The following is a 14,954-nucleotide window of genomic DNA, read 5'->3' on the forward strand; positions in this document are numbered from 1 at the left end:
GATTTTCAATTAAAATGAAGATCAAAAATTTAACTAGAATATAAATGGTCGCCGATTATATATAAGTCTTATTTTTGCAGTATGTTAGAAAAATCAATTTCTCAAGCAGTTGAAAAGGGTGAAATGCTTCCGCTTATGGAGGAGTTTTATACAATTCAAGGTGAAGGTAGTCATACAGGAAAAGCAGCATACTTCATAAGAGTAGGTGGTTGTGATGTAGGTTGTCACTGGTGTGATGTGAAGGAAAGCTGGGATCCAGAAAAACATCCACCTACAGCGGTTGATGCTATTGTTGCTAATGCGGCAAAATACAGTAAGACTATTGTTGTTACTGGTGGAGAACCTTTAACATGGGATATGGGGCCCTTAACTACAGGGCTTAAAAGTGAAGGAATGCAGGTTCATATTGAGACCAGCGGTGCTTATCCGCTTTCAGGTTCTTGGGATTGGATTTGTCTATCTCCTAAAAAAATGAAAATGCCATTGCCTGAAGTCTATGAGGCAGCTCACGAACTTAAGGTGATAATATTTAATAAGCATGATTTCGCTTTCGCGAAAGCGGAAGCCGAAAAAGTTTCCTCAAACTGTAAGCTTTATTTGCAACCAGAATGGTCTGTACGTGAAAAGATGATTCCTTTAATTACAGAGTTTGTAATGGATAATCCAGAATGGCACGTCTCTTTACAAACACACAAGTATTTAAACATACCTTAAAGTTGGGCAACTTGTATAGGTAAGTTCACTAGCGTGTCATCCCATCCCATAAACAAAATAAGTCCATCTGGATCTTCAACAAAACTGATTGAGAATTCTTCTATGGTTTGCGGTGATGGCATGCTATCCATCGTTACTTTTAAAACATCTTTTTCAGGATCGTGTTTTGTTCCCCATTGATTAGTCTGTGAGTTAAGAATGAATGTCCATTTATCTTCACCAGGGATTGTGTATATAGAGTATGCGCCAGCTTTTACTAAATTTCCGTTTATGGTTACATCATAAAAGAAATCTATTTCTGTAGCTTCATTTGCGCCTGTACGCCATACTTCTCCATATTTTACCAATTCTCCAAAAATAGTGCGATCTCTTTTTGCAGGCCTACTGTAAATCACGCGAGCGATAGCTTGATTGTTGTTATCTCTGTGAATAACCACGTCTAGTGGGCTTTTATCTATTTTAGAAAAAGCTATTTCTTGAGCTTGAGTAGCACTAATTGCCGTGAAAAATGAAAATATAAAAACAAAGTATTTCATGTGGTGATGTTTAAGTGACTGTAAGTTATAAAAATCAACAATTAAAAAGAGATTTGATATTAATAATTTGTTAATAACTTAGGGTCATAAATAAGGCTCAAAAGCCTATAAACCTTGATGGTTCCTTATATTTGTTTGTTACGGAATTTAAGTAAAATTTACACTCAAATTATGAGCGAAGAAAACGATAAAAGTGGATATGGTGCTGATCAGATTCAGGCACTAGAAGGTATGGAGCACGTACGCATGCGTCCATCGATGTATATCGGTGATGTAGGAGTGCGTGGATTGCACCATCTAGTGTATGAGGTGGTAGATAATTCTATTGATGAAGCGCTTGCCGGTCATTGTGATAATATTACAGTGGCAATTAATGAAAATAATAGTATTACCGTTACCGATGATGGTCGTGGTATTCCAGTTGGAATACATAAGAAAGAAGGTGTTTCAGCCCTACAAGTTGTAATGACTAAGATTGGTGCTGGTGGAAAATTTGATAAAGATTCTTATAAAGTTTCTGGTGGATTACACGGTGTAGGTGTTTCTTGTGTGAATGCACTTTCTGATCATTTAAAAGCAACTGTTTACCGTGACGGTAAGATATGGGAGCAAGAGTATGAACGTGGTAAGGCGATGTATCCTGTTAAAGCAATAGGTGATACTGATAAAAGAGGTACCGATGTGACCTTTTTACCAGACAGAAGTATTTTTACACAAACTACTGAATTTAGCTATGAAACTTTAGCAAATCGTTTAAGAGAATTAGCTTTCCTTAATAAAGGTATTAAAATCATTCTTACTGATAAACGTCATAAAGATGAGGAAGGAAACTTTGTTACAGACGTTTTTCAATCTGAAGAAGGATTAAAAGAATTTATACGTTTTCTAGATGACACGCGTCAACCTATCATTGCAGATGTGATCTCTATGGAAGGCGAGAAAAATGGTATCCCTGTAGAAGTAGCTATGATTTATAATGATAGTTATGCAGAGAATCTTCATTCCTATGTAAATAATATTAATACTCATGAAGGTGGAACACATTTAGCAGGTTTTCGTCGTGGATTAACTTCAACACTTAAAAAGTATGCAGATGCGTCTGGTCTTCTTGATAAATTGAAATTTGATATTGCAGGTGATGATTTCCGTGAAGGTTTAACCGCTATTATCTCTGTAAAAGTTCAAGAACCTCAATTTGAAGGTCAAACTAAAACTAAACTAGGTAACCGTGAGGTTACCAGTGCGGTGTCTCAAGCTGTTTCTCAAATGCTTGAAGCATATCTAGAAGAGAATCCTAATGATGCCAAAACGATTGTGCAAAAAGTTATTCTAGCGGCACAGGCACGTCATGCCGCTCGTAAAGCTCGCGAAATGGTGCAGCGCAAGACCGTGATGAGTGGTGGTGGATTGCCAGGAAAGTTATCTGATTGTTCTGAGACTGATCCTACGTTATGTGAGGTGTTCCTTGTTGAGGGAGATTCTGCAGGTGGAACGGCTAAGCAAGGTCGTGACCGTGAATTTCAAGCGATTATGCCGTTGCGTGGTAAGATTCTAAATGTAGAAAAGGCCATGACTCATAAGGTTTTTGAAAATGAAGAAATTAGGAATATTTATACTGCATTAGGTGTAACTATAGGTACAGAAGAGGACTCAAAGGCGCTTAATCTAGAGAAGCTTAGATATCATAAAGTAGTCATCATGTGTGATGCCGATATTGATGGTTCTCACATTGCTACTTTAATATTAACATTCTTCTTCCGCTACATGCGTGAAATGATTGAGAAAGGTTATATATATATTGCTACTCCACCTTTATATTTAGTGAAAAAAGGTGCTAAGAAGCGTTATGCATGGTCTGATAAAGAGCGTGATGAAATCGCAGAGAGTTTTGGTGGTGGAGTGAATATCCAACGCTATAAAGGTCTAGGTGAGATGAATGCTGATCAGTTATGGGATACAACGATGAATCCGGAATTTAGAACTTTAAGACAAGTGACTATAGATAGCCTTCCAGAGGCAGATCGTATATTCTCTATGTTAATGGGTGATGAGGTGCCGCCACGTAGAGAATTTATTGAAAAGAATGCTATCTATGCAAATATTGACGCATAGTAATTGTTAATTCTTATTATTTTAATAAAAAGGGTCCTTTATATTTAAAGGGCCTTTTTCATTAATTGAACCATTAACTCTTTATTTTCGTAATTATTAAACAAAATATGATTGGTGTGAAAAAGTTCTTTTTATTATTAAGTGTTTTATTAGGTTCTATTATTACAACTGCTCAAGACGGATTCTCAGACATACTAGCCGCTGGTGTAGAAGCTGGAGAACGTTATTCAAATTCCTACATGGCACCAGCAGGTGAAGCATTAAGTTTTAACTTAAGTTCTGGATGGTACGATGACGCGCGAGTTTTAAAGCCTGGTAAATTTAAAATTCAGGTTAAAGCCCACGGTACATTTGCGCCTGATAGTAAAAAGAATTTTCTTCTAAATCCTGCTGAATATGAGGCTATTATTCAGGATAGCTATGATAACACTAATAATCCGCCGGCAAATATAGAAGTTAGTTTTGGTGATGGCTCAACAGCGCCACGTTCTATTGCGACTGCTTTAGGAGAAAATGCTATGGAACAACAATTAATAATAAGGAGTAGAGAGGCTACAAGTGGGATTTTATTACAAGAAGATGTTATTAATTTACCAAATGGTTTAGGTAATGAAGGTTTAGATCTTGTTCCTACTGCTTTTTTACAAGCTGGTGTAGGATTAGGTGCTGGACTAGAGTTAAAAGCAAGGTTAGTTCCTAAAATAACCTTTGAGGAGGCAGAAACCAGTTTGTATGGGGTAGGACTACAATGGGAATTTACTAAACTTTTACAACCTAGTGATGATTCAACGCTACCTATAGCGGCATCATTTCTTGCTGGTTATACTCGTTTAGACGCTTCCTATGATTTTGAAGATGGAGTTGTCGTTGATGGAGCAAATCAGTCCATAGAGACACAAATTAGTAGTTTAAACCTATCAGCAATAGTTAGTACTAATTATAAGGTTCTTAATTTTTATGGTGGTTTAAATTATAATAGAGGAACAACTCAAACGGACTTACTAGGTACGTATACATTTGCCTCTAATACAGTTATATTTCCTGTAGCTGCAACTGTTGAAGATCCAATATCAGTAGATACAGATATCAATGGCTTTTTAGGAACCGCAGGTGTAAAGCTTACTCTAGGAGCATTTAACATTAATGCAGGCTATACTTTTGGAGAATATAGTACAGCAACAGCTAGTATATTTTTCAGAATTTAATCTTGTTAATAATTCCTTTTTTCATAAGCTCTAATTCTAATATGTGGTTGCCGTTTTGTATTTTTACAATCTGCTGGAAGTCCAACAGATAGACCATTTAATTTAATAAATTTAAAAAATATAATAATGAAAGTAACCGTAGTAGGAGCAGGCGCAGTAGGCGCAAGTTGTGCAGAGTATATCGCTATTAAAGACTTTGCAAGTGAAGTAGTCATCTTAGATATTAAAGAAGGATTTGCAGAAGGTAAAGCCATGGATTTAATGCAGACGGCTTCTTTGAACGGTTTTGATACTAAAATTACTGGTTCTACTAGTGATTATTCTAAAACTGCAGGTAGTGATATCGCAGTAATTACATCTGGGATTCCTCGCAAGCCAGGTATGACTCGTGAAGAGTTAATAGGTATTAATGCAGGAATTGTTAAGTCGGTAGCGACTAGTTTAGTGGAGAACTCGCCTAATGTAATTCTTATTGTGGTTTCTAACCCTATGGATACCATGACCTATTTAGCTCACAAAGTAACAGGTTTACCTAAACACCGTATCATAGGAATGGGTGGAGCTTTAGATAGCGCTCGTTTTAAGTATCGTCTGGCAGAAGCTCTTGAAGCTCCTATATCAGATGTAGATGGTATGGTAATCGGTGGTCATAGTGATAAAGGTATGGTGCCTTTAACACGTCTAGCTACTCGCAACTCAGTGCCGGCAAGTGAATTTTTAAGTGAAGATAGACTTAATCAAGTTTTAGAAGATACTAAGGTAGGTGGAGCAACATTAACTAAATTATTAGGTACTAGTGCATGGTATGCACCAGGTGCAGCTGTGTCAGGATTAGTGCAAGCAATCGCATGTGACCAGAAAAAAATCTTCCCATGTAGTGTATTGTTGGATGGTGAGTACGGGCTTTCTGACCTTTGTATAGGAGTGCCAGTTGTGTTAGGTCGCAACGGTATTGAAAAAATTGTTGAAATTAACTTGAGTGATGCAGAAAAGGCAAAACTTCAAGAAAGTGCCGAAGGTGTTAAAGTAACTAACGGCCTTATCTAATATTTCCCTTTGGTATAAGCTTAAAACCGCTCTATTTTTAGAGCGGTTTTTTTATGGAAGAAATGTTATTCTTCAGTGGTTACTGGTATTACGCTTTCGCGAAAGCGTGAGTTAAAAGACAGCTTGGTATATCATTATTGTAAGCAGAAGAATTAGCTTTTTGCCCATCATTTCTAGAACTTTCTATTTTGTTATATTTGCCGCATGAGTTTTAAATGGTACATAGGCATATTTATTGGCCTTATTTCAATTTTTGTTGTCCAGCAACAGGAATCTATGGTGCCTAATCAGGAAATTGTATTACACTTTAATAATGATGCGATTTCTACAGAAGACGTTCAGTGTTCTCTCAGTTTATTGAAGAATCAACTTACCGATGTTGGAGTTGTTGATATTAAAACTGAACTACAACCTAGTGGTGGTTACAAAATTAGTTACCATAGCGATCTTAGCGTTACTAGTATTAAAAATCATATCGATGTTGATGCTTTTACTGGCTTTATAAATCAACAATCACCTTTATCTGATGTTCCTGTTCAGGATGATGAAGTGGTGTTGTTAATGGATGTATATGATATCCAGCAAGATGCAGGTGGATTTGCAGATACTGATAATGCACTATTATTTGAAATCAAACAGGATTATTCACGTGGTTCTCAAGTAAGTCACCCATTTTTTTCTGGTGAATTATATCCAAGTTTAGATACTGCATTTATAGATTCTTTGCAGGACACAAATTGTGTTTTAGGTCATGCTATAGCAAATCGTCCATATGCTGTTCCCGCTGTGAGAGCTGGACCCATTTTATCTTAAGAAAGACTATTTCTTTCTGTTTTTTATAACCTTTAACCAAGGTCTATTTCTTTAACTATTTCTTACCGTTAAAGAATACCATTATTTATATCAAAAAAATCACATACAATCCTATGGCTCACTATATATTTGCCGGATTGAAAAATTTTATTAAAAACAATTAATTATGCAAAATAAAGGACTGATCAGAGTTTTTGCGATCGTTTTTGCATTGGTAAGTATTTACCAATTAACCTATACTTTTATTACTAATAAAGTAGAAGGAGATGCAGATACGTATGCAAATACAATTGTAAACGCAGATGATCAAAATGCAGCCACACTAAGAGATGAGGCTACAAAATCTTATCTAGATTCTATTGCGTCTAAAGACGTATGGGGTGGATATACTACCTATGCCGACGCAAAGGAACAGGAGCTTCAAAAAGGACTAGACCTTAAAGGAGGAATTAACGTGATTCTTCAAATTTCTGTAAAGGATCTATTAATAGGTATGGCAGATGGATCTAAAGACCCAGATTTCAGAACAGCTTTAGAGCGAGCAGATGAGCGTATAAAAGATGGTCAGGCAGATTACTTTGACTACTTCTTAGAAGAGTTTAATGCTATCGATGGTGCAAAGCTAGGTTCTCCTGATATTTTCTCTAATCAAGAAATGGATGGAGTAATAGACTTTAATATGTCTAACTCAGAAATTGAGCCTAAATTAAGAGTAAAGCTTAAAGAATATATGGTTAGTGCTTTTGAAGTACTAAGAAAGCGTATTGATAAATTTGGTGTAACTCAACCTAATATTCAACGTTTAGGTGATTCGGGACGTATTTTAATTGAATTGCCAGGTGCAAAAGATATTAAGCGTGTTGAAGATATTTTAACAAGTACGGCTCAATTAGAATTCTGGCATGTGTACAAGGCTTCAGAAGTTTCACAATTTGTGATTGAAGCAGATACTTACTGGGCAGAAAAGTTAGCTGCAAAAAATCAAGAATCTCAAGCAGCTGATTCTACGGAAGCTGACGAGGTGGCTGACGCTGTTGCAGACGCTGTTGCAGATGCTGCAGATGAGGCTGTAGATGCAGTAGGTGATATCTTAGGTAATGATGCTACAGCAGATGTTGAAGGAGATGACGCAGAATTTAATTACGACCAAAATCCAATCTTATCAAGAATGCTTGCGCCAGGTAATGGTACAGGTCCAGTTATCGCAACTTTTAAAGCTTCTGATAAAGATTTAATAGTAGGTTATTTAAATGATGCTCAAGTTCGTTCTAAATTACCAGCAGAATTGCGTAACGTTAAATTTGCGTGGGGTTTACCAGTATTAAATGATGAGTTAGGATATGAAATTACAGACTTATATGCGATACGTTCTAACCGTGAAGGTGAAGCGCCATTAGGTGGAGCTGTAATTACTGATGCACGTCAAGATTTTGAAATGAGTGGTCAGGTAGTAGTAAGTATGTCTATGAACTCAGAAGGAGCAAAAATCTGGGAAGACATGACTACTGAGGCTTATCAAAATGGGTCTCAAATAGCGGTAGTTTTAGATGATACTGTTTATAGTGCACCTGGTATTACTAATGGACCTATTACAGGAGGAAGCAGCCAGATATCTGGAAACTTTACGGTTGCAGATGCTGAAGATTTAGCAAACGTTTTACGAGCTGGTAAATTACCTGCAGGAGCAGAAATTATTCAAAAAGCAGTAGTAGGACCATCTTTAGGTAAAGAGGCTATTAGTAGTGGTTTATGGTCTTTTGGTATTGCATTATTACTAGTATTAGTTTGGATGGTGTTTTATTACGGTAGAGCTGGACTTTATGCAGATATTGCATTAGTAGTGAACATCTTGTTTATTTTTGGTGCACTTGCTTCTCTTAAAGCAGTATTGACCTTACCTGGTATTGCCGGTATCGTATTGACCATAGGTATATCTGTGGATGCAAACGTTCTGATTTTTGAACGTATTAGGGAGGAATTAGCAAAAGGTAAATCTCAAGCAGATAGTATTAAAGATGGTTTTAATAACGCCTTAAGTTCTATTCTTGATGCAAACATTACAACTTTCCTTACTGCATTAATTCTTTTCATTTTTGGTACAGGTCCAATTCAAGGATTTGCAACAACTTTAATGATCGGTATTCTTACTTCATTATTTACGGCAATTTTCATCACTAGATTATTTATTGATGGGTACGGTAAAAATGGTAAGTCACTTGCATTTTCAACACCTATAACTAAGAATTGGTTCAGAAATGTAAATATTGATTTCTTAAAGAAGAGAAAAGTAGCATACATGATATCTCTTGCTTTTGTATTGATTAGTGCTATCTCATTATTTACAAAGAGTTTGAACTTTGGTATTGACTTCTCAGGTGGTCGTACGTATACAGTTCGTTTTGAACAACCAGTTAACGCTACTGAAGTAACTAAAATGTTGTCTGCAGAAGATGTTTTCGGAAGTGCAGAGGCTAAGACTTATGGTTCAGATAATCAATTAAAAATTAGTACAAAGTATGGTATTGATGGAGTAGATGCTGAGGTTACTAAAGAGATTGAAGATAAATTATTTGCAAACTTGAAGCAATATATGCCAGCCGATATGGATATGGCTACGTTTGTTGATGTTAGTAAAGACGATAAGCAATATGGTATTATGTCTAACTTCCAGGTTGGGCCTACAATTGCAGATGATATCTTAACAGGATCGCTATATGCTATTTTTGGTTCTCTAATTGTAGTATTCCTTTATATCTTAATTCGTTTCCGTAAATGGCAGTTCTCTTTAGGAGCGGTTATCGCTGTGTTCCATGATGTATTAATAGTATTAGGTATATTCTCTTTAACTTATGATATTCTACCATTCAATATGGAGATTGATCAAGCTTTTATTGCAGCTATACTAACGGTTATTGGTTACTCACTGAATGATACGGTAGTTGTATTTGATAGAATTCGTGAATTTATTAACGAGAGAACAAACTGGGAATTTGCACGTACGGTAAATGCAGCAATCAGCAGTACTATCTCTAGAACATTGAATACATCGTTAACAACATTAATTGTACTTCTTGCTATTTTTACATTCGGTGGTGAGTCTATTCAAGGATTTATGTTAGCATTAATTATAGGTGTTTTAGTAGGTACGTATTCATCTGTATTTATTGCAACTCCTATCATGTTTGATACTATGGAGAAATCAAATGGTAAATTACTTCCTAAAGAGCCTAAACAGGCTAAGGAAGAATTATAAGAACATTTTCCTCTAAATTTAAAACCGCTGTGATTTTTCACAGCGGTTTTTTTATATCCATTAATAGCTTTTTTTTACTTTTTATCTAACGCAAAAGTTCATTCTTAATAATAAGTTAATAGAATTATTCATGATATAGCTTGGTGTCATACTATTTTATTATTTTGCATGGTGTTTTAGCGAGAGCAAGAACACTCTATTACTAACTGAGATTAAACTCTAACCCATGAAAAAATTATTACTCTTAACTTTAAGCTTGTTGTTTACAGCCACGATAGCAATTGCGCAAGAAATTACTATGAATGATGGTAGAATCTCAACTTGTCAAGCAATATTTACTGATTCAGGAGGTTCCATGGGAGACTATGCTGCAAGTGAAGACTTTACTCTTACTTTTTGTTCTCCTTTTTCTACAGATCAGGTACAAGCAACATTTACTTCATGGAATGTAGGAGCAGGTGCTATATTGCTAGTTTATGATAATGATGCAGCGATTGGTTCTCCTATAGGTGTTTTTAATTCAGCAACTGTTCCAACCGTTATCGCATCTAGTCCAGGGAATACTACAGGATGTTTGACCTTTAGATTTTTGAATCCAGGCGCGAATACTAGTGCAGGGTGGACGGCTGATTTATCATGTGTAGATAACTGTCAATCAATTGTTAATTCAGTGACAATTGTTCCAGCTGTAGATAGTGATGGTATACTCAGAGCATGTCAGGATGAAGTAATTAGTTTTACAGGGACTACTACATTTAGTATTGATGGTGCTGGAGCTATAAACGAGTGGGTTTTTTCTGATGACCCAATGAATCCTGTAGCTGGAACTTCTATCAGTAGGTCTTTTAGTGATCCTGGGATATATACGGTTGATTATATAACTACAGATTCAATGGGTTGTCGTGATCGTATCATAGAAGATCTAGTAATATATATATCTACCACTCCAGATTTTGCCGGAACTCTCGCGATGGATACTTCAATTTGTTTTGGTGAATCTACAATTATTTCTGGTTTAGTTACGACTACTGAATTTGTGTCTGATGTTGCTCCACCTATTTCTGATGTTCAACTTCAGCTAGGTGATGGAAATACGCTCGGTGTTCCGTTTGAGTCTTGTATAAATGTTACCGATTTTCCACCAGGTGCGACTGTGCAAAATGCTAGTGACATTGTTAGTTTTTTCGCTAATATGGAGCACTCTTATCTTGGAGACGTGACTTTAGAGTTGGAGTCACCAAATGGTACTATTATAACTGTGATTCAGTATCCCAACGTAGCAGGTGGAACATATTTAGGCGTTCCTGTTGATGTTGAAGCCACACCTTTAGTTCCTGGAGTAGGTTTTTTATATAACTTTACTGAAGCGCCTAGTGCTACTCAAACATTTAATCAAGCATCTGCTGGACTAGCTACATTGCCAGCAGGAGATTATCGTACTGAGAATCCTTTTTCAGATCTTATCGGTTCTCCACTTAATGGAGACTGGTGTTTAAGGTTTATTGACGACCTAAATTTAGATAATGGTTTTTTGTTCGAATGGGGAATTAATTTTAATCCTGCTATTGTACCTTCTGCTTTAAGATTTAAACCTAATGAAGTGGGGAATTCTTGGACTACAAATTCGGATGTAATAGCTACTAATGGTTCTGATATAACGGTAATGCCTACAATGTCTGGACAAAATTGCTATGATTTTACGCTTACAGACGATTTTGGTTGTACATATACAGAAACAGTTTGTATCGACGTAGCACCAGAAATTACAAGTGTTCAACCAGCAGATATTATTGTTTGTCAAAATACTGGATCTGTTACGGTTGACTTAACGGCCAAAGATGATGAAATCAGAAATGGCTTAGTCGCTACAGATTATGATGTGACCTATTTCAATAGTGATGCAGATGCACAAGCAGACACGAACCCTATTTTAACACCAGATGCTTTTGCGGTTACTACTAGTACTACGGTTTGGGCAAGAGTATTTGATAATGTAAATTCTTGCTTTAAAACAGAACAAGTAAATGTTACTTTCCAAGAAGTGAATTATAATACCGTTGCAGATCTTGAACTTTGTGATGATTTATCTGCAGATCAAGTAGAGACATTTGACTTAACATCTCAAATTGCAGGCATATTAGGTTCACAGTCAGCTGCAGACTTTAATATTGCCTTTTTCAATAGTCAGGCAGATGCAGATGCTAATACAGGAGCGATTACAACTCCTGCAGCATATGATAATGTTTCTAATCCAGAAGCTATATATGTTCGTGTTTCAAACGCTCAAGATCAAGATTGTTATCAGACAGGACAATTTAATATAGAAGTATTAAGTGCTCCATCGATAGGAGCAGTGTCTGACGTGTCTGACTGTGCTACTAATCCTATCACAAATCAATTAGATCTAGTACTTGCAGACTATGACGCCGCAGTATTAAATGGACAGAGCGCAGCAGCCTACACTATTACTTACTACAATAGTGAGGCAAATGCACAAAGTGGAGCAAGTGCATTAAGCTCGCCTTATGCATCAACAGATCAAGAAACAATCTATGCACGTATTACAGACAACGCTACAGGATGTTTTGACTACACCTCATTCAACATTACTGTTGAAGTATGTGAAGTAGTGATACCAGAAGGATTCTCACCTAATAATGACGGAATCAACGACACGTTCTCTATTCCTAATTTACAGCAATATCCTAATTTTGAGCTAACTGTATTCAATAGAAACGGTAGTACTGTTTATGAAACTAAAGCGTCTAATTATGAAGAGTTTGCTGGTGTGCCTAATAAAGGAGCATTAGCAGGCGACGGACTTCTTCCAGTAGGAACCTATTTCTATGTAATTAAGTACAACGATGCCGAAACAGAAGATGTAGCTAGTTGGGTTTATATCAACTATTAATAATGTAGTAATTACGCTTTCGCGAAAGCGTATTACAGACATCTGAATTTTTAAAAAGAGCCTTTCATTTGAGAGGCTCTTTTTATTTCGTATTTTAGATTAAAGAAATTTCATGGGTAAAATGGCGTCTATATTGTTTACTCTCTTAATGCTATTAAGTTGTTCTGAAAAACCTGTGCCATGTGATCGTTTAGATGAAGCTAGTGAGCAGGCAAGAGGTCTAGTTGCTGCTGAAGGTTTAGATGATAATTTAAAATCGCAATTTAATGATAGGCTTAAGTACAGTTTAGAAATTCTGAATGAACAAGAGTCCATAAGTGCTTTTTTGAACGATCAGTTCTGTTTTAAACAACTCGTTTATGTTGTTGAAAGTGGAGAGGTTGTAACTGAGTTTATGTATTACTTTTATGAAAAGGATGAAGAATATCTCGCATTCTTTATTGTGCTGTCGCAGGATTGGGAAGTGAAAGAATTAAGAGCTTTAGAAGAGCCAAAGTTGTTTTTGAAAGCCATTAAAACTCATCGTCAATTAGAATCTATTTGGTCATCTGATTATAGTATGATTATTGATTTGGAAAAAAATAGCGTGGTGGTTTATGAGAATATGTTTTTCTAGTAAGATCTTTTTTCCAAATATTAAACACATACATGTAAGAATTGAAGACCTTGCAGGTTGGGTTTATGGGATGCCACTCTAGTGTCGTTTTCGCGAAATCGTATCACAGACATCTGAATTTAAAAAAAAGAGCTTCTCATTAGAAATGCTCTTTTTGTTTCATACCTCCTAAAAATTATGAAATCGATTACCATAAGAAATGAATTTTTGTAATTAGAAGGTAAACTCAACTTATTAAATTTAGTCCACAAATATATCAAGACACTTATTGGTTAAAAAATAGTTAAACTAGATTTTGCGAGGTAACAAATCATGTCTTTAGTGAACAACTTTCCTTTAAAGTTTGTACTATGATTAAAGCTTATCACCTTATCTACTTAATGTTTTTTCTCTCCTGCTCAGTTAATGCACAAAATTTTCAACAGCCAATTCTTACGTTGGTACCTGAAAAATATGTAGGTGGTTTAGAAAATGGTCTCAGTTTGATTAATTATAATTTGCCCTTGACTATTCAAAATGATTCAATTAAATCAGTGTTTTCGTCAATTCATAACAATAATAACGAAGGGACTTTATTTGTTACTTATCAATACGAAGAAGAAAATAAGGATGTTTCTCTATTCAAATTTTCGCACGGAATGTATGATCTACATGTGAATCCACTGCTAATCACTACAGCAAATGATTTGAACCTTTTTGATGCTCATAAAAGATCAGGTAAAATTATATCTATAATCTACACAGAAAATGGAGTTAATAAGTCTTCTCAATTAGTTATAGATCAGTTGGGGAATAATAATGTTCTGGAATTTCTTTATTATAAAGAAGCGTTAAGTTCTTTTAATCGTAGAAAAGTAGAATCTTATTTATCTATCAAGTCTGGAATTTCATTAGGTAAAGGAGAATCTTATTTAAATAGTAATGGTGACACGATCTGGGACAGTAACATAAATTCTGAGCATAATCATCGTGTTACAGCAATTGGTAAAGATGAAATAGTAGGACTAAATCAAAAGCAATCTAAAAATATTGAAAATGAATTTTTAAGCATTTCATTAGGTAAGCTTAAAAAAAGAAATGATTTAAACTTAGGGGAACAAAAGGATCAATCTTTTCTGTTCTGGTCAGATAATGATGGTGCAATTATATTTAATGAAGATGAAATAGGAAATAATGTCTTGGAAAGAGAATGGTTGATGAGTCCTTACGATTTTGAATCAGATGATGACATAGAAATATTAATCGATCCATCTGCTATGTTTAATACTGACGATTTTAATCCAGATAATCCACAATTATGGATCGCTATCGACCATGTTACGAGAAATGGGTTTAGTTTAGAAAATGCATCTGTAAAAAGATATGATAGATTCGAGAACGGAACTTTTATTTTTAAAATCCCTCAGGAAATTTTTAAAAGTAGATTCTATTTTACTTTAATGAATAATGTATCGCAGACTGAAGATATTATTCAAACTGATGATCTACTGACAAATCAAATTAGTATTTACCCAGTGCCCGTAAATTCTGGTGAAAAATTTAATCTCAGTTTTAATCTTAATAAAAAATCAGACCCATTGGTTGTCATAAGTGATGCAAGTGGTCGCTTAGTAAGTGAGAAGCAATTAAAAGATATTAAAGAAAATGTTTTTTCTTATTCCTTAATGATTCCTGGAGTATATATTATGTCTGTGCATATTAATGGAAATATAACCTCTTTCAAATTATTAGTTCAATAAATAATAGT

General features: G+C 35.4%; 10 protein-coding genes. 9 read left to right on the forward strand and 1 reads right to left on the reverse strand.

Annotated features, from left to right (window positions below; genetic code table 11):
• Positions 1–81 precede the first annotated feature (81 nt).
• On the forward strand, positions 82–714 hold the full coding sequence (locus R1T42_RS00225; protein ID WP_042248174.1) for a 7-carboxy-7-deazaguanine synthase QueE: 633 nt from the start codon (positions 82–84) through the stop codon (positions 712–714).
• On the opposite strand, the gene R1T42_RS00230 is transcribed toward R1T42_RS00225, so the two are convergent.
• Positions 711–1,250: a DUF2911 domain-containing protein gene (locus R1T42_RS00230; RefSeq protein ID WP_036581903.1), complete on the reverse strand. Its 540-nt coding sequence runs from the start codon at positions 1,248–1,250 to the stop codon at positions 711–713. The genes R1T42_RS00225 and R1T42_RS00230 overlap by 4 nt on opposite strands.
• 171 nt (positions 1,251–1,421) lie before the next feature.
• Here R1T42_RS00230 and gyrB point away from each other — a divergent pair, with 171 nt between their 5' ends.
• From gyrB to R1T42_RS00270, 8 genes are all read left to right on the forward strand, one after another.
• The gene (gene gyrB, locus R1T42_RS00235) at positions 1,422–3,362 is read left to right on the forward strand and encodes a DNA topoisomerase (ATP-hydrolyzing) subunit B (RefSeq protein WP_036581900.1); all 1,941 of its coding nucleotides are present in this window, start codon (positions 1,422–1,424) and stop codon (positions 3,360–3,362) included.
• Positions 3,363–3,478: 116 nt separating this feature from the next.
• Entirely contained in the window at positions 3,479–4,567 is a 1,089-nt protein-coding gene (locus R1T42_RS00240; protein WP_317290839.1) for a DUF6588 family protein, read from the forward strand.
• A gap of 126 nt (positions 4,568–4,693) precedes the next feature.
• The gene (gene mdh, locus R1T42_RS00245) at positions 4,694–5,614 is read left to right on the forward strand and encodes a malate dehydrogenase (RefSeq protein WP_317290840.1); all 921 of its coding nucleotides are present in this window, start codon (positions 4,694–4,696) and stop codon (positions 5,612–5,614) included.
• A gap of 204 nt (positions 5,615–5,818) precedes the next feature.
• Positions 5,819–6,427: a hypothetical protein gene (locus R1T42_RS00250; protein WP_317290841.1), complete on the forward strand. Its 609-nt coding sequence runs from the start codon at positions 5,819–5,821 to the stop codon at positions 6,425–6,427.
• 166 nt (positions 6,428–6,593) lie between these two features.
• Complete coding sequence (secDF, locus tag R1T42_RS00255) at positions 6,594–9,680, forward strand: protein translocase subunit SecDF (protein ID WP_317290842.1); 3,087 nt, start codon at positions 6,594–6,596, stop codon at positions 9,678–9,680.
• A gap of 226 nt (positions 9,681–9,906) precedes the next feature.
• The gene (locus R1T42_RS00260) at positions 9,907–12,591 is read left to right on the forward strand and encodes a T9SS type B sorting domain-containing protein (RefSeq protein ID WP_317290843.1); all 2,685 of its coding nucleotides are present in this window, start codon (positions 9,907–9,909) and stop codon (positions 12,589–12,591) included.
• 133 nt (positions 12,592–12,724) lie between these two features.
• Complete coding sequence (locus R1T42_RS00265; protein ID WP_317290844.1) at positions 12,725–13,207, forward strand: hypothetical protein; 483 nt, start codon at positions 12,725–12,727, stop codon at positions 13,205–13,207.
• A gap of 350 nt (positions 13,208–13,557) precedes the next feature.
• Positions 13,558–14,946 (forward strand): T9SS type A sorting domain-containing protein, encoded by a 1,389-nt coding sequence (locus R1T42_RS00270; protein WP_317290845.1) that lies wholly within the window; start codon positions 13,558–13,560, stop codon positions 14,944–14,946.
• The last annotated feature ends 8 nt before the right edge of the window (positions 14,947–14,954 follow it).

Origin of the sequence: Nonlabens ulvanivorans (genome assembly GCF_032922765.1) — a bacterium.
GTDB classification, from domain to species: domain Bacteria; phylum Bacteroidota; class Bacteroidia; order Flavobacteriales; family Flavobacteriaceae; genus Nonlabens; species Nonlabens ulvanivorans.